Source organism: Nodularia spumigena CCY9414, assembly GCF_000340565.2.
GTDB classification, from domain to species: domain Bacteria; phylum Cyanobacteriota; class Cyanobacteriia; order Cyanobacteriales; family Nostocaceae; genus Nodularia; species Nodularia spumigena.
In genome coordinates, this window is record NZ_CP007203.1 from 4,842,057 (window position 1) to 4,863,951 (window position 21,895).

At 41.2% G+C, this 21,895-nt stretch carries 18 protein-coding genes, 1 pseudogene and 1 riboswitch; of the genes and pseudogenes, 9 read left to right on the top strand and 10 right to left on the bottom strand.

The features are described from left to right. The first annotated feature begins 92 nt into the window (after positions 1-92). Positions 93-584, top strand: coding sequence for a crossover junction endodeoxyribonuclease RuvC (gene ruvC / locus NSP_RS21135; protein ID WP_006198382.1), 492 nt, complete (start codon positions 93-95; stop codon positions 582-584). Positions 585-1,028: 444 nt separating this feature from the next. Continuing rightward, positions 1,029-1,907: pseudogene (locus NSP_RS21140) on the top strand (transposase); the annotation flags it as partial. Between the two features lie 162 nt (positions 1,908-2,069). Here the strand turns inward: NSP_RS21140 and cobJ are convergent. The 7 genes from cobJ to cobG all read right to left on the bottom strand — a co-directional run bounded on the left by cobJ (position 2,070) and on the right by cobG (position 9,686). Next, the gene (cobJ, locus tag NSP_RS21145; protein WP_006198384.1) at positions 2,070-3,803 is read right to left on the bottom strand and encodes a precorrin-3B C(17)-methyltransferase; all 1,734 of its coding nucleotides are present in this window, start codon (positions 3,801-3,803) and stop codon (positions 2,070-2,072) included. A 125-nt stretch (positions 3,804-3,928) separates the two neighbouring features. Then, complete coding sequence (iscB, locus tag NSP_RS21150) at positions 3,929-5,206, bottom strand: RNA-guided endonuclease IscB (RefSeq protein ID WP_006194169.1); 1,278 nt, start codon at positions 5,204-5,206, stop codon at positions 3,929-3,931. 181 nt (positions 5,207-5,387) lie between these two features. After that, positions 5,388-5,690, bottom strand: coding sequence for a hypothetical protein (locus NSP_RS21155; protein WP_006198385.1), 303 nt, complete (start codon positions 5,688-5,690; stop codon positions 5,388-5,390). A gap of 191 nt (positions 5,691-5,881) precedes the next feature. Then, complete coding sequence (locus NSP_RS21160) at positions 5,882-6,469, bottom strand: Panacea domain-containing protein (RefSeq protein WP_006198386.1); 588 nt, start codon at positions 6,467-6,469, stop codon at positions 5,882-5,884. 133 nt (positions 6,470-6,602) lie between these two features. Next, positions 6,603-7,307: a precorrin-2 C(20)-methyltransferase gene (locus NSP_RS21165; RefSeq protein WP_006198387.1), complete on the bottom strand. Its 705-nt coding sequence runs from the start codon at positions 7,305-7,307 to the stop codon at positions 6,603-6,605. A gap of 2 nt (positions 7,308-7,309) precedes the next feature. Next, positions 7,310-7,936: a precorrin-8X methylmutase gene (locus NSP_RS21170; protein WP_006198388.1), complete on the bottom strand. Its 627-nt coding sequence runs from the start codon at positions 7,934-7,936 to the stop codon at positions 7,310-7,312. A gap of 202 nt (positions 7,937-8,138) precedes the next feature. Next, positions 8,139-9,686 carry a precorrin-3B synthase gene (gene cobG, locus NSP_RS21175; RefSeq protein WP_017804398.1) on the bottom strand — a complete coding sequence of 516 codons (1,548 nt, stop codon included), beginning with the start codon at positions 9,684-9,686 and terminating at the stop codon, positions 8,139-8,141. A 7-nt stretch (positions 9,687-9,693) separates the two neighbouring features. Then, positions 9,694-9,811: riboswitch (adenosylcobalamin-variant (AdoCbl-variant) riboswitch) on the bottom strand. 9 nt (positions 9,812-9,820) lie between these two features. On the opposite strand from cobG, the gene NSP_RS26100 reads away from it, so the two are divergent. Further along, entirely contained in the window at positions 9,821-9,964 is a 144-nt protein-coding gene (locus tag NSP_RS26100) for a hypothetical protein (protein ID WP_157133680.1), read from the top strand. 6 nt (positions 9,965-9,970) lie between these two features. On the opposite strand, the gene NSP_RS24570 is transcribed toward NSP_RS26100, so the two are convergent. Further along, entirely contained in the window at positions 9,971-10,180 is a 210-nt protein-coding gene (locus tag NSP_RS24570) for a hypothetical protein (protein ID WP_071839350.1), read from the bottom strand. 220 nt (positions 10,181-10,400) lie between these two features. Here NSP_RS24570 and NSP_RS21180 point away from each other — a divergent pair, with 220 nt between their 5' ends. Beyond that, positions 10,401-11,612, top strand: coding sequence for a bifunctional cobalt-precorrin-7 (C(5))-methyltransferase/cobalt-precorrin-6B (C(15))-methyltransferase (locus NSP_RS21180; protein ID WP_017804400.1), 1,212 nt, complete (start codon positions 10,401-10,403; stop codon positions 11,610-11,612). 45 nt (positions 11,613-11,657) lie between these two features. On the opposite strand, the gene NSP_RS21185 is transcribed toward NSP_RS21180, so the two are convergent. Then, the gene (locus NSP_RS21185; protein WP_006196057.1) at positions 11,658-12,221 is read right to left on the bottom strand and encodes a Uma2 family endonuclease; all 564 of its coding nucleotides are present in this window, start codon (positions 12,219-12,221) and stop codon (positions 11,658-11,660) included. 353 nt (positions 12,222-12,574) lie between these two features. Between NSP_RS21185 and NSP_RS21190 the strand changes: the two genes are divergently transcribed. The 3 genes from NSP_RS21190 (at position 12,575) to NSP_RS26405 (ending at position 18,259) form a co-directional block, all read left to right on the top strand. Further along, entirely contained in the window at positions 12,575-15,004 is a 2,430-nt protein-coding gene (locus NSP_RS21190) for a sucrose synthase (RefSeq protein WP_006196058.1), read from the top strand. Between the two features lie 42 nt (positions 15,005-15,046). Then, positions 15,047-17,998, top strand: a complete 2,952-nt coding sequence (gene pgmB / locus NSP_RS21195; RefSeq protein WP_006196059.1) for a beta-phosphoglucomutase — start codon at positions 15,047-15,049, stop codon at positions 17,996-17,998. Positions 17,999-18,082: 84 nt separating this feature from the next. Continuing rightward, on the top strand, positions 18,083-18,259 hold the full coding sequence (locus tag NSP_RS26405; RefSeq protein WP_006196060.1) for a hypothetical protein: 177 nt from the start codon (positions 18,083-18,085) through the stop codon (positions 18,257-18,259). A 42-nt stretch (positions 18,260-18,301) separates the two neighbouring features. Here the strand turns inward: NSP_RS26405 and NSP_RS21205 are convergent, their stop codons facing one another. Then, positions 18,302-19,717, bottom strand: a complete 1,416-nt coding sequence (locus NSP_RS21205; RefSeq protein WP_017804401.1) for an isochorismate synthase — start codon at positions 19,715-19,717, stop codon at positions 18,302-18,304. Positions 19,718-20,021: 304 nt separating this feature from the next. On the opposite strand from NSP_RS21205, the gene menA reads away from it, so the two are divergent. Both menA and NSP_RS21215 read left to right on the top strand, forming a co-directional pair. Then, a complete protein-coding gene (menA, locus tag NSP_RS21210; RefSeq protein WP_006196062.1) occupies positions 20,022-20,927 on the top strand; it encodes a 2-carboxy-1,4-naphthoquinone phytyltransferase in 906 nt (301 codons plus the stop codon). A gap of 42 nt (positions 20,928-20,969) precedes the next feature. After that, entirely contained in the window at positions 20,970-21,884 is a 915-nt protein-coding gene (locus tag NSP_RS21215) for an o-succinylbenzoate synthase (RefSeq protein ID WP_017804402.1), read from the top strand. The last annotated feature ends 11 nt before the right edge of the window (positions 21,885-21,895 follow it).

The following is a 21,895-nucleotide window of genomic DNA, read 5'->3' on the forward strand; positions in this document are numbered from 1 at the left end:
CTTGGTATGAACACCAAACGTGAAACCCTTAAATTTATCAAGGACTTTAGACTAGCAGCAAGTTGTCAAAGTTGCCAGTTAAATTGAATTTAATGGAAAAACGCATTTTAGGATTAGATCCGGGACTAGCAATTTTAGGATTTGGGTTAATTGCTTGCAGCCAAAATCAGGCTAAAATTTTGGATACATCGGTGAGTATGGTAGATTTCGGAGTCATCCAGACATCATCCAAAATGGAAATGGGACAGCGCCTGTGTACCTTGTTTGACGATTTACACACCGTGATTTCGGAGTTGCAGCCTGATTTGGTGGCGGTGGAAAAATTGTTTTTCTATCGTATGTCAAGTACTATCCTTGTGGCACAGGCTAGGGGTGTATTGATGTTGGCTTTGGCACAGCATAAGCTTCCGTATGTGGAATTTACTCCGGCTCAAATTAAACAAGCCTTAACAGGTTATGGTAATGCCGATAAATCGGAAGTGCAAGATGCTGTGGCGCGAGAGTTGGATTTAGACTATATTCCCAAGCCAGATGATGCTGCTGATGCTTTAGCTGTGGCTTTGACTGCTTGGTATCAGATTTAGGTTGTAAACAGAGAAATTTGAGAAAATAGTTCATTAAAACCAATACCTTAGCCAAAATAAGAGCCTTGATAATTTTTGGCAAAAACGGCAAAAACAAGCATACATAAGCGTTTCGAGAAAAAGGTTGTTTAGAATCTAAAACCCTTATCCTACCGTCAATACATTAAAAAACCCTTGTGGGAAACCTTCAAGGAATTTTTAGGACTGATTGTTTTTGCCAAGCCTAGCAAGAAACGGGAGTTCATGGTTGAAGCATTATTATCTCACCCTCGTAATTTGGCTAAGGTATTGCAGGATTTAACACATTAAATAGACTAGTCCGTCGAGTAAGAAATGTCGTAAATCAAAGATTATTTTCCCTGGTACTGAGTCGCATCTCGTCAGATTACCAAGAACGCTTGCTGGATTTGTTAGAGCGTCATCCGCTTGAGTATCAAACCTCCTTCTGAGTATCATATTCGCTATGGGGGTTACGGAGGAATAGCTTACCACCATGTCTCTGATACCTATGTGGCTTTATTTAGCCAGTTTATTTCTTGTGGTACTTGGGAAGCTGTTCATATCATTGAGGGATTGTTAAAAAACTCTTCCGATATTCAACCCGATACAATTCATGCTGATACCCACGGTCAATCAACACCTGTGTTTGCATTGGCACATATGCTGGGAATTAAGTTAATGCCTCGGATTCGTAATTGGAAAGATTTAAATTTTTATCGTCCTGATAAAGAGACTGTTTATCAACATATTGATTCTTTGTTCTCTGAAACTGTTGATTGGAAACGGATAGAAACTCATTGGCAAGATATTTTACAGGTAGTCTTATCAATTCAAACAGGTAAGGTATCGAGTGCCATTTTATTGCGTAAATTAGGAAATTATAGCCGTAAAAACAGGTTATATCATGCTTTTCAGGAATTAGGGCAAGTAGTAAGAACTGTTTTCTTGCTGCAATACATATCGGATATGCAGCTAAGAAAACAAATTACTGCTGTGACAAATATTGTGGAAGCTTATCATAAATTCTCGAAGTGGTTTTTCTTTGGTGGCTTTGGAGTTGTGATGAAGAATGACCCAATTGAACAGGAAAAGGTAATTAAGTATAAAGATTTGGTAGCAAATGCTGTTTTGTTCCAAAATGTTGTTGATTTAACTGATATATTGCGTGATTTACAGAAGCAAGGCTATTTGATTAGCCGTGAGGATGTGGCGGTTGTGAGTCCTTATATTACGGCTCATGTCAAGCGGTTTGGTGATTACCTAATTGATATGGAGGCTGTGCCACCGTCATTGGATGAGGTCGAAAGTTTAGTGCTTGCTTAAGCGGCTAGAATCCTTGTAAATCTCAGGTTTTTTGTTTACTTCTTAACAAAACTTTACAACGTGTCCCATTTTGCACGTATCTCGGCGGCCACCCAATTCGTCATCTGGTAATTCTTTTGTCAAATCTGCTGTGTGCTAAAACTATTGGCAAAAGCTATATTCCTAGTACCGTCGTGGCGTATAAACCGCAACAGTTCCATCACTGCGCTGAATTGTTCGGGTTTGGCTGGAACCAACTAGAATCACTGTCCGCATATCGGCTGAATCTGGTGTTAATTCCTTCAGTTTGATTACCTTCACCATCTGCCCTGGTCTGCCAAGATTTCTGGCTAATACTACTGGGGTATCTGGTGTTCTATGTTGCAGTAAAATATTTTTCGCTGCTGCTAGTTGCCAAGTGCGCTCTTTGGACACAGGATTATAAAAGGCGATCGCAAAATCAGCTTCAGCAGATGCAGCAATTCGTTGTTCGATAATTGACCAAGGTTTTAAAATATCAGACAGGGAAATGGCGCAAAAGTCATGTCCCAAAGGCGCGCCAATACTTGCAGCCGCCGCTTGCATAGCTGATATCCCCGGTGCAACATGAATATCTATACTATCCCATTCCGGTTTGGGGTTGCGATTCCTACGGAGCGCTTCGCTATCGCATACCTCAAATACAGCCGCAGCCATTGCATATATCCCAGGATCACCAGAAGATACTACGGCTACATATCGCCCTTGTGCTGCCAAATCCAGCGCCATTGTTGCCCGTGCAATTTCTTCACGGTTGTCTGATTCGTGCAGTTGTTTACCATCAGCTAGAGAACCAATTAAATTTATGTATGTTTTGTAACCCACTAAATCAGTTGCAGATTTGAGTATTTCTTTTACTTCTGGAGACATCCACTGTGAACCACCTGGCCCAGTGCCAATAATTGCTAACCGTCCCTGTGCTTGACCGATGGTGCTGGGGTCGATGGGTTTGGGGGCAATAGAGATCGCTAGCTGGGAAGATGAGGAGGATAAGGGAGACGACCCAGTGGCGTTGATGGCTATGGCTTGGGCAGGGCTATAACCTTGTGTTATCAAGTTTTCTAGTTTATCTAAAGTAAAGAAGCGTGTAGGTACTTTAAAGGCGTTAGCAATGGCTTTAAAGTTGGGATTATTGGCTAGGGTGATAGGTGCAAATATTCCGGCTACTGATGCGGGGGCAAGTTCGGCATCTGCTAACATCCGTTGTACTAAAGTTACATCAACAGTATCACTGATGGCGATCGCTATAGTTGCTGGGTGATAAACCAGACGGTTGGGTGCAGGAGTTACTAATCTTTCTGTAACCTGGATGGTTAAATGACCGTTGGGGTCTATAGGTAGTTGACTATTACTCAACCAAGGCGCTGAACCTTCAAGCTTGACTTGCGCCCCAGCTAATAAATCTGAGATAAATTTCTTCGCATCATCTGGGTTGGCTAAATGATATCCAGGAGGAGGAGATAATAACGCTGTGCGGAAACGGATATCACCTGTTGTAGTGATTGCAGGTTTAACATCAAGTTCCTCAGCAATGCGTCGCGCCAAATCATTCACGCCATTCAGTCCACCCAAAAGCGGAACCACAGCACTTCCATCTTCAGCTACAGCTAATACTGGTGGTTCCTGTTTTTTATCAGAAAGCATTGGTGCTATGCTTCTAATCAGAATGCCAGCAGCACAAATACCAATTAACGGTGTTCCCTCTGCGAACAACTCGCGCACTGTGTCACCGAAGTTAGTGAAAGTGACATCAACACCAGATGTACGTCCTGCCAAACCGTATAATCTCGCCCCTGGCAGGACATTGATGATTTTTCGGGCTACTGGTACACTGTTTTGACCCAGAACCACAACGGCAGGTACAATCTTTGTGATCATTTGTTAGATATCTTGCAAAAGTTGATGTCCTTTCAAATGAAACCACATATAGAGACAGATAAACAAAAATAATATTTCGCTAACAGTCTTTGCATTTAATCTCATAAAATTGTAGTTTTGCGTAGTCAAACGTAGCTATACCCGTCACTACAATGAACCTTAGTAATATCTTTCATTGTTGAAAATTCAACTCTAAAACCATTGATAACAATCTCACATCCGTTTTTTGTGGGAGTTTTAACACGACTTACATACTTTCCAGAAGTTATGTTTTTACGATCTTTGTGCAAAGTAGCCTTAACAAAATCTCCTGTAGAAACATGAGTGAATATTTTTTTAGGCTCAGTGCAAGGAAAACCAAATTTATTGATCCTACAGAATCTTCTGCAACTATGCCCCGTGCTTTTTACTGTTAAAATTTTTGTTGTCAGTATTTTGAGAGTTTCAACTTTTCCTACACAAGCAGCATCAATCCAATGAGTTTTAGGCAATCCTAAACGAGTTCTATTAAACTTAGTTAAACCTCCTGAACCTGTTGTTATAGGTAATCCAGTTTCTTTTAACTTATTAAATAAAGCCCATCTCGTTGAATTTACAGCAGACGCATCTTTTAGTGGACGCTTGGCTTGGGATAAAATTTGCTTCAACAACTCAGGCTTTTTTGCTAAAAACTTCTCAATATCTTGAGTACCTTTTTTGATATTGCATTTCTCACAAGCTAGACACAAATTAGAAATTCTATTAGTTCCTCCTTTGGCTTTTGGTTTAATATGCTCAACTTGTAAAGGGACATTTTCCGCAGTACAGTATGCACATTTTCTATTCCATTTATTCAAAAGATATTCACGGACTTCATACCCTTGTAACTCTCCCTGTTGATACTCAAAGCCTGATATCTCCGGGTTTTCTAGCTGCTGTAGGTCAAACCTAGCAAGCTCTTGAACTATGTCAGTTATTGGGGCAAAATTACATAATCTTTTAACCCAAGTGTTAATAGTTAAAACTCTATGGCTTAAAGAAGGTGCTAACCAACCTTGAGGTTTAGTGCGGTTAAGAAATCTAGCTTGACGATAACGAGTATGTCTAGAACGTCTTCCTCGCCTTACTCCTTTTCGAGTTTCTAGGCTTTCTTTAATAGCTAAACCTCTGTGTTGTAATTCCATACCCCAGATGACTTTATTATTTTGAACTAACGCAAAACCTGTAGTTTTACTCCCTGGATCTATTTTTAATTCAATCGGTTGAGTTGGAACTTCAGATTTAGGTTCTTTCAAAATTATGGTAAATGGAAATCTTCTAAATACAGCAGCTTTTTGTTGATTTAATAAAAAACGTGCATCTCCTGGATGAATTGGAGTAAGTGGTTTTTTGTTGGTATCAAGAACTAGAACAAAATTAGACATTTAAATTTCACCTTTTCAGGGTAATGTTTGCTTCAACCTTGTTATCTGAGCTTGTTATGCTAAATACACTATCCTTGCGGATTGTTTAATAAGTAGCAACATGGCAGGGGACTAGCGAATCCCAAGGTGTTATGACCTAGATAACGTTTACTCATGTTTTGAGTGGTTTGGTTCACATAAACTACAGATTACTCCGTTTATTTATGCTCTCTAATATTTCTTCGATAACACTCTTTAAATCTTTCTCCCCAGGGCGTTTAGCAAATTGCTCATGACTATAAATCCAAACTAATCTGATTGTACAAGTAGTTACGTTCACTAAATACATTAATCTGATTTGTCCGGAAGCTCCTTTAGCAAATCGTAGTTCTAATTTGTGAAATGTCCATCCTTCTGTTAGTTGCATCTTTGAAGGTAAAGGTTCTTGACGGGAGTTATAAGGATATTGCTCTTCAGTCAAATTTTCTATAATTTCTACCATCATAGGACTTACGCATAATCTACGTTTTCTTGGCGTTCTTCTCCCAAAGGGAGAGGCTAGCGCCAAGGCGGCTTGGCGGTTTGATAAATCAAGATTTTTGGCAATTGTTGCGTAAGTCCTGCATCAGTTCAACAAAACTAGAACCATGAAACTTCGCCAATTTTTTAAAAGAACGCTGGAAATTATCAGATTTTTCAATCGAGAAGGGAGTTAAGCCAGTCACGCACCTCTCGTTTATGAATGCGATTGGCAGATTCTGAATTACAAGCGTCTTCTAAAACCTGAGACATTACAGATTGATAAGCAGGATGCTCCCGTTCTATTAAATCAAGTTTCTGATAACCCAAAGCCTTCATATCCTCCAACAAAATGGGTTCCGTTGAACTTGCATTTGGAGGTAAACCCTGGCGTGCTTTTTTCCAAGGAAACTCCAAGTGAGTCATATCACTGAGTCGATAAGCATGATAACCACCAAAATATCCCCAAATTTCCTCTAACAGCCTTTTCTCATTTTGAGGAATCTGTAATAATAATTCCTGACTAGGTATGGGTAACTGCTGCGCTTCAAATTCACTGTAAAACCTGTAAGCCGGAGGACAAACAGGACCGTATCGCCATGCTTGAATTTCCTCGTCAAACAATGGCTGATCGTATACTGCTAAATACAAGCTTTGTGAATAGTACAGAAGCTTTTGAACCTTCATGTTGGTCATTTCTGCTTCTATACCGTCTTCGTAAGCCCTCGCAATAAAGTAGCGAGCTGCGTCTAGACAATTGATCATAGTTCAGACCCGCAAATAAAACCAAGCCTAATATCATAGCAAATTTTTAATTTGCCTATATAGTCATTATAGAGGTCTAATAGTACAGAATTACTATAGAGGTAGGGTATCGGAGACAAAAATTTTATTAAACCTATAGTCGATTTTTGGTTGGGATGATAATCATTGAGAAATAGGGTACTTGAGCGGGATCAACTTCATCCAGGGGTACAATTCTCTGCTGTGTCATTGTGGCTCTTTCAATATACAATGCCCGTGATGCCAACCCTAATTGATGTAAAACATCTCGCACTTTGGTAAAGTGGCGACCTAGTTTCATTATCGCCGCCGCATCGGTTGCTAGTAAGTGCGTGATTAATTCTTCTGCTGGCATGGGGGCAGGTAAAACGGTCATAATATCGTTGTAATAAGTGAAGGGTACACCCAAGGCCACAGGACAAGCCATGAGTGAAGAAATTCCCGGTACAACCTCCGTTTGGTAGTGTTCAGATAAACGGGTGAAAACATACATGAAAGAACCGTAAAAAAACGGATCACCCTCACACAACACCACTACATCCCGTCCTGCGGCTAAATGTTCGGCTATTGGTGCAACTTCTTTGTCATAAATCAAATTGGCCGTTTCTGGTTCCAAGGCGCGGGGGAGGTGAAACAGCACTTCGATTTGATTCCCGGTGAGATATTGGGAAACGATCGCTCGCGCTATACTTTCTTTATCCACTGCTGACTGATAAGCTACCACAGGGGCAGCCTGTAATAGTCGCAGTGCTTTCAATGTCAATAATTCCGGATCACCTGGCCCTACGCCAATTCCATAGAGACGGCCTTTGATTTCCATGATTATTCTTCCTCTGTTGCTAGGGCGTTAACTGCGGCGGCGGCGATCGCACTGCCACCACGCCGACCATGTAAAGTTAAAAATGGTACACGTTTGCTATTTGCTGCCAGTGCTGCTTTTGATTCTTCCGCACCCACAAATCCCACGGGAAAACCTAAAATAAGCGCAGGTTTTAGCACTCCTTCTTCCAGCATTTCTAACAGTCGAAATAGGGCTGTCGGGGCATTACCAACTGCTACCACTGCCCCTTCTAAGTGCAATCGCCACAACTCCACCGCAGCAGCTGATCTCGTATTACCCAAACGTTTAGCTAAGGCTGGTACTTCCACATCATAAAGAGTGCAAATAACTTGGTTGTTTCTAGGTAGTCTCTTTCTAGTAATACCTTCGGCAACCATTCGGCAATCACACAAAATCGGCGCACCTGCTGCTAGTGCTGCGCGTCCAGTCTGTACTGCCGTTGATGAATATCCCAAGTCATTGACGATATCAGTCATTCCACAGGCATGAATCAGGCGTACTGCCACTTTTGCTACATCTGGGGGCAGCACATCCAGCTTGGCTTCTGATCTAATGATGGCAAAGGATTTACTGTAAATTTCGTTAGCATCTCGGATGTAGTCAGACATGGGAAAATAGTGAATGGTGAATGGTGAATGGTGAATGGTGAATGGTAATGGCTACGCCACGCAAGCTAAAATAGGACTTACGGATAATTCAGATAAAAACGTTCGCGTAGCGTGCGCGTAGCGCATACCACACCAGGCGCAGAGTACACAGAGAACTGAGGGTTTGAGAGGTTTTTGCGTAAGTCCCATAAAAGAAATAACCCTAACTCACTGGGGAGAATAACGGCTTTAATTGGGCAATTCCATATCTATTAACAAATTCTCCAAAGGATTCATCAGGATTTTGGCATTGAATTTTATAAACTTGTAACATCTGCCCTAACAATACAGGTAGTTCGGCCACTGTGACATATTGATAGAGTTGACGACCAAATTTTTGGTTGCTTTCACCTATGGTTTCGCCACGCCAGCTATCACCAACATAAATATGATAAGCTCCCAAAGTTCCATGTTCTGATTCTAGACTGACACCGAGCAAGGTAATATCACTAGGACTATGCTGGGCGCAGGATTTTTCGCAGCCGCTAAAGTGAATATTAACTGGGTGATTCAGACTAACATGAGTTTCGAGATATTTTGCTAATGCTAAAGCATCACCTTTAGTATCGGTGGCAGATGCTACACAACCTTTATTACCAGAACAGGCAACTAATGCTGTATTGATATTACTTGGCGATATATCTAATTTTAGAGTAGCGATTTCACTCTGAACATCGGTAAGCGATCGCTCGCGAATATCAGTCAGGAGTAAATTTTGCCAAGGAGTTAGCCTCAGAGTCCCGCTACCAAAGTTTTGGGCTAAATCAGCTAAACCCCGAATTTGCTGACTCTCTAGCCTACCTAACGGTAAAACCACGCCAATATAAAATAAGCCTGGCTGACGCTGGGGATGAATGCCAATATGTTGATAGTTAGATTTTGAATTTTTTTCGAGACTGGTTTTGTCAAACTGTGGCTGAGGGGTGAGGCTAAAACCTAGACGTTGTTCAACTTCTTGCAGATAATTTTCACAACCCAAATTATTTAACAACTCTCGCAAACGCAGCTTGCGCCGACTGTCGGGGTCAGTATAATTGAGATAAACACCAGCTAAAACTGCCAAAACTGGCAAACATAACTCTGGTAATAAGACAATTCCCATATCAACGGGTGGTTTTCCCTTGACACCGACGCTCAGACATAGCCGAAAATAAACTTTACCGTCAATTAAGACAGCAGCAAACATGATATCGTTGAGGCGATCGCACACCGAAACTTTACCACCACCATCAAAACAAACGCTAAATTTTGCTGATAGTCCTGATAGCTGAGGATGTGCGGCGATATAATTTTCCCAGTCTTGCACAAAGGGACGGGTATCAATTAATTCTTGGTAATCAATACCAGCAGTGGGGCTGGTCATAATATTCCGAATGTGGTCTACAGCAAAATTGCGAGAACCGATACCGATATTTTGTAAATGCTTGAGAACTGCGCTACTTATTCCCGAACGTAGTTCCCTGATTTGGAGGTTGGCGCGATTGGTAATATCAACATAACCACCCCCGTAATTCTCTGCTATATCTGCGATTGCATGACACTGTTGACTATCCAGAATTCCACCTGGTATTCTGATGCGAGATAATATCCCATCTTGGGCAGGTGTATCATAAAACAAACCAGGACATAAGGCAAAACCGGACAGCAAAACATTAACTCCTTCCCTGTGCGACGCAGGCAGTAGATAGTAAGTGTGTCTTAGTATACCCATAGACACTGTTAGGGTTGGCATTCTGACTTGGCAAGTAAAAAACTCAATGCTCTGTTTTGGTCTTACCATTACAGCTGCGGCACAGTCCCGGAATTTCACCGGAGTTTCCCAACTCTTTGCTTTAGTAATTTAACATGATCAGGTATTCATCTCGCTGGATGCTGCATATTTTTAATATTCAGTTAAATATACCACTTGATATATCTGGAGAATTTATTCACAAACCAGAGATTAACCCTGTGACATCTTTTGGGCTAATTCTGCAAAACAAAATTTAAGTAATTTTATTGTACTAAATCTACTAAAGTGTCACCCTGGAACCGGACTACACAGGAAACTAAGCATCCCCGATAATGCTCAGATGTAAATACTGATAGTGTGATGTTGCTAGAACCTGGTTCTAATATGCGTTTCACCTTGCAAACTTGCATTTTATTCTTGCAGTAGGCAATAATGCGATCGCCTGCTTTGACATCCAACGCTTTAATTTTCAATTAATACCAACCTAATTGTGAAATTTCATTAACCCAAGTAAATATATATTTCTATATTTTACCTGTTCAACAGTTGTAATGCTTACTCATTATAACACACGAGTAAAAGTTATAAACATCAAACTGGGAAGTGTTGAGTTAAAACCTAATTAATAGATTAGAATAACTGCTCTTAATCGCAGTCAAAGCCGCAACATCTAGTTAAATTATTACAGCTTCTATGACACGGAAATGGCTATCGATTGTGGGTATTGGTGAAGATGGGTTAGAAGGTTTAAGTGCGATCGCTCATTCTCTGATTGATCAAGCTGAAGTGATTTTTGGAGGCGATCGCCATTTAGCCATGTTACCACCAGATGACCCACGTCAGAAAATAGCCTGGACATCACCCATTAGCACCTCCATAGCCGACATTATCCGTCGTCGCGGTGAATCAGTCTGTGTATTAGCCAGTGGCGACCCTTTATGTTACGGTATCGGTGTCACCCTGACCCGACAAATTCCCCTAGAGGAAATTACGATTATTCCTGCGCCTTCCACCTTTAGCCTCGCCTGTGCCAAACTAGGATGGTCTTTCACGGAACTAGAAACCTTGAGTTTGTGCGGTCGTCCAGCTTCCTTACTCCAAAGTTACATCTATCCCAATGCTAAACTGTTGATTTTGAGTGAAGGAAAAGACACCCCCGCAATTGTTGCCGAAATCTTGACAAAACGCGGTTATGGTGGTAGTAAAATTACAGTTTTAGAACATCTGGGTGGTATTCATGAAAGAATTGTCGAAGGTATAGCCGCAGATTGGCATGAAACAGAAATTGCACCGTTGAATGCGATCGCGGTTAATTGTATTGCTGATGCTGGAATTATACCTTTACCCAGATTACCAGGATTGCCAGATCACGCCTATCACCATGATGGACAATTAACCAAGAGTGAAGTCAGGGCGGTGACTTTAGCAAAATTAGCTCCCACTCCCGGACAACTACTATGGGATGTCGGTGCGGGTTGTGGTTCAATTTCGATTGAATGGATGCGGACTGATTCTCGATGTCAGGCGATCGCTATTGAACAGAATTCTTCTAGACTGGGTTATATCACCGATAACGCCGCAGCTTTAGGAACTCCTTACCTGAAAGTTATTAGCGGTAAAGCACCATTAATTTTGCAAGATTTACCTACTCCTGATGCTATATTTATCGGCGGTGGAGTCACAGCACCAGGGCTTTTTGATATCTGTTGGAATGCACTACGTCCGGGTGGGCGGTTGGTAGCTAATGTTGTGACTGTAGAGGGTGAGCAAATTTTATTTAAATGGTATGAGCAGGTTGGTGGTAGTTTAACTCGGATTGCTGTTCAAAGAGCGGAACCTATTGGTAAGTTTTTAGGTTGGCGGGCTATGTCGCCTGTTACTCAATGGAGAGGGATTAAGGATTGAAACGCAAAGGGGCGCGGAGGTAAGCGCAAAGGTACGCAGAGGTTTTTAAATTTCTGTGTCTTCGTAAAGTTCTTTTATGGTTGTCTCGAAGTCTATGCTATTTAATCGAAATGAGGTTTTTTCTGTTGTGTAAGATTGCAAAACCCACAGTCCTTGATGATTCCGGCGAAAACATTCGAATCGCTGGCGTTTTGTGTTAATTAAGACGTATTCTTCTAGGGTTTCTACTAGTTGATAGTCAGCGAATTTATCCCCCCGGTCAAAGGCTTCGGTGGAGTCAGATAAAACTTCTACAATTAAATTAGGAAATCTTTTATAAGCTGGCGTTTCTTGATCTCTTTTGTCGCAAGTTACTATCACGTCGGGATAGTAGAACCGATTCAGTGATTCAATTCTGGCTTTCATGTCGGCGATGTAAACGCGACAACCTGAACCACGTACATGATTACGTAGAAGAGTAGCAAGGTTGAGCGCAATAGTAACATGGGAATCTAGCGCCCCAGCCATTGCGTAGATATAGCCATCAATATACTCATGTTTAATATCACTCCGTTCTTCCATCTCTAAGTATTCTTCGGGAGTGACGTAGATTTCCGGGTTAGCAACCATATTTAAGACCTCAAGGTATAGACATTATTGCTGGGGTTTCATCCCCAAGCCAGAAGTAAAAAGTTTTCCTACTATCTAACATAGAGATATAAAAACCGGAAATGTACCTCAAAGATCACAGTTGCTGTTCGCCTAGCATCTCAGAAAGACGAGTGGGTAAAAACATAGAAGACCTATATAAAAACCTTTTAAACCCTCTTCCCTTGGCGTTCTTCTCCCAAGGGGAGACGCTACGCGAATGCGTCTAAAGCCCTGGGGGCATAAGCTGCGCGAAGGCGGTTCGTTTTTCTATTCTTCCATAAGCCAAAATACCATAAATAAAGTCTTAACCTACTATCATTGCGATATTTGTCATGCATGAATTATTTGAAACTGTATTAAACAAAGACGAAAAAATCACTCTGCGTCAGTTTATCTCGGAATTAAGCGACACTGATAAACGTTACTTTTTGAGAAACGAGATATTACATAATTTTGCTGAATTCTGTCACCAATACCAAAAGCCTACTTACTTTTATTATTCTTCTTCTATCGGTAGACTAATTCATAATACCCATGAAATGATTTTAGATGAACAAGGGACTTGGTTTGTAGTTCGACCCAGGATTGGGAGTCAACAAATGTGGCGACTACAAGCTGATTTTTCGGGATTTGAGCCGATGACACCCCAAGCGTGGTTAGATGTAAGCGATCGCCTCGTTAATCGCTACCAACCGCACATCCTCGAAATTGATTTCCAACCCTTTGCGGAAGAATCGACCAGAATCACTGACCCCAGAAACATTGGTCAAGGTCTAGCCTTTCTCAATCGTTACTTATGCGATCAACTGTCTAATGACACCCATTATTGGCTAGAGGTGATATTTCAAGCATTATATCAATTGACTTATGATCAAAAACCTCTGCTAATTAGCGATCGCATTCCCTCCGGTATTCACCTAGTTAAACAAATAAAGCAAGCCCTAAAATTTCTCAATCAGCAACCCCCGGAAGAACCCTACGCCAATTTTCGCCCTCACCTCCAGGAACTCGGTTTTGAACCAGGGTGGGGTAATACATCTGGGCGTATATCCGAAACCCTAGAACTTTTAGAACAACTCATTGATAACCCCCAACCCGCCATTTTAGAAGCCTTCGTCGCCCGTGTTCCCGCAATTTTCCGCGTCGTTCTCGTCTCCATTCACGGTTGGGTTGGTCAACAAGATGTTTTAGGTAGAGATGAAACACTAGGTCAAGTGATTTATGTTCTAGAACAAGCCCGCAGCTTAGAAAATAAACTCCAAGCAGAAATCAAACTTGCTGGTCTTGACTTAATAGGTATTCAACCCCATGTAATTATTCTCACTAGACTTATTCCTAACTGCGAAGGTACAGAATGTAATTTGCGGTTAGAAAAAATCCATGATACAGAAAATGCTTGGATATTACGCATTCCCTTTGGTGAATTTAATTCTGATATTACCAATAATTGGATTTCTAAATATGAAATTTGGCCTTATTTAGAAACATTTGCTCAAGATGCCGAAAAAGAACTTTTAACTCAATTTCAAGGTCGTCCAAATCTGATTGTGGGTAACTACAGCGATGGTAATTTAGTCGCCTCCCTGATTTCCCGCAGTCTGAAAGTTACCCAATGCAATATAGCCCATTCTTTAGAAAAACCTAAACACTTATTTAGTAACTTGTATTGGCAAGATTTAGAAGATAATTATCACTTCTCGGCACAATTTACCGCCGATTTAATTAGCATGAATGCTGCTGACTTTATTATCACCTCATCTTATCAAGAAATAGTCGGCACACCAGACACAATCGGTCAATACGAATCTTACAAATGTTTTACCATGCCTGAGCTATATCATGTAATTAATGGGATTGATTTATTCAGTCCTAAATTTAACATGGTTCCGCCGGGAGTTAGTGAAAATATCTTTTTCCCTTTTAGTCAAAAAGACAGGCGAAATCCCAAACTTACCTCCCAAGTACATGATTTACTTTTTGAGCGTGAACATCCCCAAATAATTGGGAAATTAGATAACCCTAATAAGCGCCCAATCCTCACTGTCGCGCCCATTACCTCAGTTAAAAATCTCACAGGCTTGGCAGAATGTTTTGCTAAAAATCGGGGCTTACAAGAGCATTGTAACCTAATTTTTATCACTACTAAACTTTATGTAAATCAAGCCACAAACCCCAAAGAAGCTGAGGAAATCCAAAGACTCCACGACATAATTAATCAGTATGAACTCCACGGGAATATACGCTGTATAGGGATGCGTCTTCCTAGCCCTGACCTTGGAGAAGCCTACCGAGTAATTGCCGATGCTCAAGGCATTTATGTCCACTTTGCCCGATTTGAATCCTTTGGTCGCAGCATTTTAGAAGCGATGGTTTCCGGCTTACCAACTTTCGTCACTAAATTTGGTGGTGCTGTAGAAATTATTCAAGATCAAGAAGAGACTTTTCATATTAATCCTACAGACTTTAAAGCAACAGCCCATCAAATTTTGAATTTCATTGATCAATGTGAGACTCAACCTGAACGTTGGACAGAAGTTTCCCAGATGATGAGCCAGCGCGTTATTAATAAATACAATTGGCATTTACACACGAGTCAAATACTATTACTAGCTAAAATATTTAGCTTCTGGAACTTTGCCCTTCCGGAAAATAATGCAGCCAAACATCGTTATTTAGAAACATTATTTTACCTAATTTTTAAACCCAGAGCCGAAAAAATTTTAGAAAAACATCAGCAATATTCTGTTATCATGAACCATTAAAACTTTTGATGGCTAATTTTGAATTTAGCTAAGGGATGCACGATGAATAAAAAAAGTCCTAATAACCGTTTTATCTATACAGATTGGATATTAATTGAAACTCAATTTGACCCTGACGAGTTGCATTCAAGAGAAACTGTCTTTACAATCGGCAACGGATACTTGGGAACACGGGGCAGTTTTGAGGAAGGTTATATTCGTGCATTACCAGCTACTTTTATCCACGGTGTCTATGATGATGTTCCTGTAGTTTATACAGAACTTGCCAATTGTCCCGACTGGCTGCCATTAGTAATCAGTATAAATGGCGAATCTCCTACGGAGACGCTACGCGAACGCTTCCGTTTGGATCAGGGTGAAATATTAAGATATGATCGACAACTTGATTTACGTCAAGGCATTTTCAGCCGTTCCTTACGTTGGCGCAGTCCCAGTGGGAAAACCATAGATATTCACTTTGAACGCTTTGCCAGTTTAGCTGACCAGCACGTATTAGGGCAACGCTGCCAAGTAACGCCTGTAGATTTTGATGGGATGATTGAAATTCAGGCTAGTATTAACGGCTACCCAGAGAATCAGGGTTTTAATCACTGGGAAGCAATCGACCAGGGTAAAACCGCAGCAGGAATTTGGTTACACAGCCGAACTCGCGGTTCCCGGATTGAGATTGGTATGGCAGCGAGGATGGCAATATCGGGAACTGAAGCAGCTTTAGAAGTGCATACTGCTCCTGGCTACCCTACTATAACTGCAACTTTTCTGGCGACATCACAGCAGACGGTGACAGTAGAGAAGACTGTGACAGTTTTTACCTCACGGGAGGTTTCCCAACCAGTCTCAGCAGCGCAAGAAAAACTCGCGCAATTACCAGACTATATCACTTTGCTGCAAGCCAACGCCCAAGCATGGAATCAGGTTTGGCACTATAGCGATATCCTCATTGAGGGAGATAGTAAAGCGGCTTTTGCTGTGCGTTACAATCTTTTTCAACTGCTAATTGCTGCCCCGAAAGATGATGAAAAAGTCAGCATTCCCGCTAAAACTTTGTCGGGTTTTGGCTATCGTGGTCATATTTTTTGGGATACAGAAATTTTCATTCTGCCATTCTTTACTTTCACCCAACCAGTTTTAGCCCGGAATTTATTAAGTTATCGTTACCACACTTTAAATGGTGCGCGACGCAAGGCATCCCATTATGGTTATAAAGGGGCGATGTATGCTTGGGAAAGTGCGGTTACAGGGGATGAAGTTACACCACGTTGGTCACTTCCTAGCGATTTTTACGGTGAAGATATCCGCATTTGGTGTCGTGACCATGAAATTCACATTAGTTCAGATATTTCTTATACTGTGTGGTATTACTGGCAAGCAACAGGCGATGATGAATGGATGCAAAAGTGTGGTGCTGAAATTATTTTAGATACAGCTATTTTTTGGAATAGTAGAGTTGAGTTTAATTCTGAACAAGACCGCTATGAAATTCGGGGGGTAATTGGAGCAGATGAATATCACGAGTTTGTTCACAATAATACCTTTACTAATCGGATAGTACAATGGCATTTAGAAAAAGCTTTGATAGTCGATGATTGGCTGCATCAAAATTTCCCAGAACAAGCTCAGGAATTAGAGCAGAAATTACAACTCACGGCTGAGATTAAAACTCAGTGGTCAGATATTATCGCTAAAATTTGGATTCCTTACGACGCTGAAACGGGATTAATTGAGCAGTTTGAGGGGTTTTTCCAGTTGGAAGATGTTAACTTGAACGACTATGAACCACGCACTCAATCGATGCAAGGCATTTTGGGTATTGAAAAAACCAATAAGTTGCAGGTACTCAAACAGCCAGATGTATTGATGCTGTTGTATTTGATGCGGGAATTAGGGGATTTTCCCTACAATCAAAAATCATTACAAGCAAATTGGGATTACTACGCACCCCGCACTGATATTACTTATGGTTCATCACTTGGCCCTGCTATCCATGCGATTTTAGCCTCAGATTTAGGCAAGTCGGCTGAGGCTTACGAACGGTTTATGCAAGCAGCAATGGTGGATCTCGAAGATGTCCGAGGTAACGCTGCCGATGGGATTCACGGGGCGAATGCGGGGGGAATTTGGCAAGCTGTGGTGTTTGGTTTTGGTGGGATTAAACTCAGGGACAGTCGCCCTCTGGCCAACCCTCATTTACCCCAAGGTTGGACACGTCTGAAGTTTAAACTGCAATGGCGCGGTAAATGGCACGAGTTTGATTTACGTCCCCAAATTACCCAGGAGGAAAGTAACAAAGGATTTATTTTATTTGCTCCTTCATCTGACCACACTTCTAAGATTCAAGGGGTGATATTTGATTTAGATGGGGTGTTAACTGATACAGCAGAATATCACTATCAAGCTTGGCAGAAATTAGCAGATGAGGAGGGTATAGAATTTAATCGGCAGGATAATGAAGCGTTGCGAGGGATATCCCGTGGGGCTTCTCTGATGCTGATGATTAAGAATCGGAAATTTTCAGAGTCACAGATTCAGGAAATGTTGGAGCGTAAAAATCGCTACTATGTGGATCTGATTGTAAATATTACACCAAAAGATGTGTTACCTGGTGCGATCGCCTTGTTGGATGAATTGCGACAACAGGGTATAAAAATCGCCATTGGTTCAGCCAGTAAAAATGCCCAGGTGGTTGTAGAACGTTTGGGAATTGCTAATCATGTAGATGCGATCGCAGATGGTTATAGTGTACAACAACCGAAGCCAGCCCCCGACCTGTTTCTCCATGCAGCCCAGCAATTAGCAGTTCCACCAGAGCAATGTCTGGTTTTTGAAGATGCGGCGGCGGGTGTAGAAGCTGCTTTAGCGGCGGGGATGTGGGCTGTAGGTCTGGGTCCCTCAGAACGCGTCGGTATGGCTCATGTTGTTTTGCCTAGTTTAGCAGGTGTGAAGTGGGCGGAGTTGCAAGACAAATTGAGGGAAGCTGTGGCACAGAAGAATTAACGAACACAGATGTAGACGCGTTAACGGCTTGCCGTAGGCTACACAGATGAACACAGATAAATACAGATTAAGGGAGACGATTTTATGTCTAAATCAGGAAAAAAACAGGAAATACTGCAATCAATGAGAAATATTCCTCAGCAAGTAATCAATTATATCTCAGAAGCAGTCAGCAGAATTTTCAGCCCCAGAGATGACAACTATCCAGCCACAGGAGTTCAACCCTTTGAAGGCGATCCCCCTGACAAAAAAAACGACTAAAACCTCCGCGTACCTTTGCGCTAACTTAGCGTACCTCTGCGTTTAAACCAAAGCCTTCAGCAAAGCCTGAAGTTTCAACTGTACCTCAGCAAACTCCTTCTCAGGATCAGAACCAGCCACAATCCCAGCACCAGCATACAACCTCGCGCGATCGCCATCAATTAAAGCCGAACGAATCCCCACAATAAACTCACAGTTACCCCTAGCATCTACCCAACCCAGAGGCGCAGCATATAAACCCCGCTCAAAACTTTCATAACGACGAATTTCTGCACAAGCAAAATCTCTCGTTGCACCCGCCACGGCTGGGGTAGGATGCAATTGGGAGACTATTTTTAACGGGTGGACGTTAGCCGGAACGGTGGCTGTAATTGGTGTCCATAAATGCTGGATATTAGATAATTGTCTCAGGCGCGGTGCTAATACTTGGGGTAACAAACCTAGCTGGGTGAGGCGTTGAGTAATGAAATCAATTACTAGAGAATGTTCATGTCTTTCTTTAATACTATTTAATAAGCGATTGGCATTAGCAGCATCTTCAGCAGGCGTTTTACCTCTGGGTGCAGAACCTGCTAAAGCATCAGAAATTAACTCTTGATTATTAATACTAATTAATCTTTCTGGACTCGCACCAATAAAGTTTTGTCCTTTCCCATTGCTGGTAGAAAAAATATAACAATTAGGATGTATTTGCCGAAGATTGTTTAATGATTTGAATAAATTAAAATTATGGTTGGATTTGACATCTAAGGCATTTGCTAGGACAATTTTACTTAAATGGCTAGACCGAATTTTTTCTACGGCTGAACCCACGGCGCGTTTAAAATCTTGAGCATTCGTTACAGATTGTTTGCTAAATTTAGTGGGTAATTGCTCCAAATTTGCAGAAGTATATTCTAAAGACTGAATTTGAACGATTTTATCCTGCAAATTCTGCAATATATTTTCTACATTGGTGCTGGCTTTGATAATTATATTATTAACTAATATGCAGCGTTTATTTTTAACTGAGATTTGCCAACGGGGGAGAAAAACTGTAGCCGATGGAAATGGATAATCTATTTGAGAATTATAATCAAAAAAGCTGAAATAACAAAAAAAGTGAGGTTCCGCAAAAGTCGGCTGATTGTTACCAAAATTTATAATATTTTTTAGACAAGATTTGATAAAATATTCAGCTTGATGAAAACGATCTTTGCCATCAATTTCTAATTTTGTCACACTATCAATGGCGGCGATCGCTTCTCCTTGAGCTTGATTCTCAAAGTAAAAATTTATGTCATTTGCTTGCGTAAGTTTATCTAATACAACTAAGGGATCTACCCAGTCAATATCCAGCGAAATACTCACAATTTGCCGACAATTATGATTTCGGCAATTTTCCTGAACGTTTAACAGAAAATGGTATAGGTCTTTGTTTTTGACAAAGAAGTTGCTGCGACATGGTAAAACTGTCATGGATCTAGCAATAGTAAACTTTTTTTAAGTTAACTTCCTAAATTGTAATTAAACGTGGTCGTATTTCTACAGGTAACATATTCAGTTGCCATTTCACCAGAGTATAGTTTGCCTTATTTATGGTGTTCCCAGACGCTTAAGTGTCTCTCAAAATTGTAAAATTTTCTGAAGACTTACGCAAAAAAACTCTCAAACTCTCATAACTCGGTGTACTCTGTGTCCTCTGTGGTTGGTTTTTCCAGACTCCGGCGTAAATCCTGTTTATGTATAAGTAAGGTTACTATAATCTCATTAAACACGACTGATGACTACAAGACAGATTGCAAATCCTCAAATTAAATTATGGATGGCGGCTATTAAACCGCCGATGTACAGCGTTGCTATCATGCCGATTTGGGTAGGAACAGCAGTGGCTTTTGCGGAAACCAAAAGTTTGAATTTAGTAGTATTTTCTACTTTTATAGCGGCGGCAATTTTAATATTAGCTTGGGAAAATATCAGTAATGATGTGTTTGATTCAGAAACAGGTATTGACGAAAATAAACATCATTCTTTAGTAAACTTAACTGGTAATAAGCTATTAATATTTTGGTTAGGAAACTTGTGTTTAGTTTCTGGGTTGTTGGGAATAATTGCGATCGCAATTTGGCAAAAAGATTTTACTGTTATCGGCTTAATTCTGCTGTGCTGCGCTTTGGGCTACACATACCAAGGGCCGCCCTTTCGCTTAGGATATCAGGGTTTGGGCGAAATTCTTTGCTTTTTTGCTTTTGGCCCTTTGGCGATCGCCGCCGCTTATTATAGTCAAACGGCAAGTTGGTCAATAAACAGTTTAGCAGCCTCAGTGATTGTAGGCATCGCTACGAGCTTAGTTTTATTTTGCTCACACTTTCACCAAGTTAAGGATGACATAGCCGCAGGTAAGCGATCGCCTGTTGTGCGTCTAGGTACGGCAAAAGCTGCAAAACTCCTTTCTTGGTTTACCGGGGGTATTTATCCTCTGATTTTGCTGTTTGTTTTATTGGGTATGTTCCCTGTGTGGACTTTGCTGAGTTGGCTGAGTTTACCTTTTGGTTTTCAGTTATGTCGCCATGTTCAAGAAAATCATCATCTCCCGGAAAAGGTGAGTAATTGCAAGTTTATTGCGGTTAATTTACATTTTTGCTGTTGTTTGCTGTTGGGTTTGGGGTTTATGTTGGGGAATGGATAAGATTTGTTTCACGCAGAGGCGCAGAGGCGCGGAGAGGGAGAGGTGAGAGGTTATCGGTTTGATTTTCGTTGTTATCGGCGGCGGTTTTTACGGCCATTGGTGACTAATCATGGGATTTGGCATACTCGTGAGGGGATAATTGTTTGTCTGGGTGGCTGTGGTTATGGGGAAATTGCCCCTATTAGTTGGTTTGGTTCGGAAACTCTAGAACAGGCTTTGGATTTTTGTCGCCAATTACCCCCAGAAGTTACAGAGGAGATGATTTTCTCTATCCCTGATAGTTTACCTGCTTGTCAATTTGGTTTTCAGTCGGCTTTGGGAGGAATAGGGAATGGGGAAAACAAGGAATATACCCAATTTCTGACTTATAGTGGTTTACTACAGTCTGGGGAGGGGGCTTTAAGTCAATGGGAAAGGCTGTGGAAGCAGGGATATCGCACGTTTAAATGGAAGATAGGGGTGGATGCAATTTCTAATGAGTTGGAAATTTTTGAGTTATTGACTCGGAGTTTACCACCTGCTGCTAAGTTGCGTTTAGATGCCAATGGTGGACTGAGTTATGAGGAAGCTAAGGTATGGCTGGGGATTTGTGACGATATTTCAGCAAATATTGAGTTTCTTGAACAACCCTTGCCTGTGTCACAATTTTCGGCGATGTTGGAATTGAGCGCTAATTTTCAGACTGCGATCGCCTTAGATGAATCTGTCGCCACACTCCAACAACTTGAGAACTGTTTTCAACAAGGTTGGCGAGGAATTTTTGTGATTAAACCAGGGATAGCAGGTTCACCTTCTCGTCTGCGGCAATTTTGCCAAAAACATCAAATTGATGCCGTGTTTTCGTCAGTATTTGAAACAGAAATTGGTAGACAAGCAGCACTCCAACTAGCAGCAGAATTATCTCTGACAAATCGGGCTGTTGGTTTTGGGATAAATCATTTTTTAGAACCAGGATAAAAAACCTAATT

Excerpts from the sequence above, each read along its gene's own strand:
- ruvC (WP_006198382.1), top strand. The coding sequence starts at position 93 with ATGGAAAAACGCATTTTAGGATTAGATCCGGGACTAGCAATTTTAGGA.
- cobJ (WP_006198384.1), bottom strand. The coding sequence starts at position 3,803 with ATGATCACAAAGATTGTACCTGCCGTTGTGGTTCTGGGTCAAAACAGT.
- iscB (WP_006194169.1), bottom strand. The coding sequence starts at position 5,206 with ATGTCTAATTTTGTTCTAGTTCTTGATACCAACAAAAAACCACTTACT.
- NSP_RS21155 (WP_006198385.1), bottom strand. The coding sequence starts at position 5,690 with ATGATGGTAGAAATTATAGAAAATTTGACTGAAGAGCAATATCCTTAT.
- NSP_RS21160 (WP_006198386.1), bottom strand. The coding sequence starts at position 6,469 with ATGATCAATTGTCTAGACGCAGCTCGCTACTTTATTGCGAGGGCTTAC.
- NSP_RS21165 (WP_006198387.1), bottom strand. The coding sequence starts at position 7,307 with ATGGAAATCAAAGGCCGTCTCTATGGAATTGGCGTAGGGCCAGGTGAT.
- NSP_RS21170 (WP_006198388.1), bottom strand. The coding sequence starts at position 7,936 with ATGTCTGACTACATCCGAGATGCTAACGAAATTTACAGTAAATCCTTT.
- cobG (WP_017804398.1), bottom strand. The coding sequence starts at position 9,686 with ATGGGTATACTAAGACACACTTACTATCTACTGCCTGCGTCGCACAGG.
- NSP_RS26100 (WP_157133680.1), top strand. The coding sequence starts at position 9,821 with ATGATCAGGTATTCATCTCGCTGGATGCTGCATATTTTTAATATTCAG.
- NSP_RS21180 (WP_017804400.1), top strand. The coding sequence starts at position 10,401 with ATGACACGGAAATGGCTATCGATTGTGGGTATTGGTGAAGATGGGTTA.
- NSP_RS21185 (WP_006196057.1), bottom strand. The coding sequence starts at position 12,221 with ATGGTTGCTAACCCGGAAATCTACGTCACTCCCGAAGAATACTTAGAG.
- NSP_RS21190 (WP_006196058.1), top strand. The coding sequence starts at position 12,575 with ATGCATGAATTATTTGAAACTGTATTAAACAAAGACGAAAAAATCACT.
- pgmB (WP_006196059.1), top strand. The coding sequence starts at position 15,047 with ATGAATAAAAAAAGTCCTAATAACCGTTTTATCTATACAGATTGGATA.
- NSP_RS26405 (WP_006196060.1), top strand. The coding sequence starts at position 18,083 with ATGTCTAAATCAGGAAAAAAACAGGAAATACTGCAATCAATGAGAAAT.
- NSP_RS21205 (WP_017804401.1), bottom strand. The coding sequence starts at position 19,717 with ATGACAGTTTTACCATGTCGCAGCAACTTCTTTGTCAAAAACAAAGAC.
- menA (WP_006196062.1), top strand. The coding sequence starts at position 20,022 with ATGACTACAAGACAGATTGCAAATCCTCAAATTAAATTATGGATGGCG.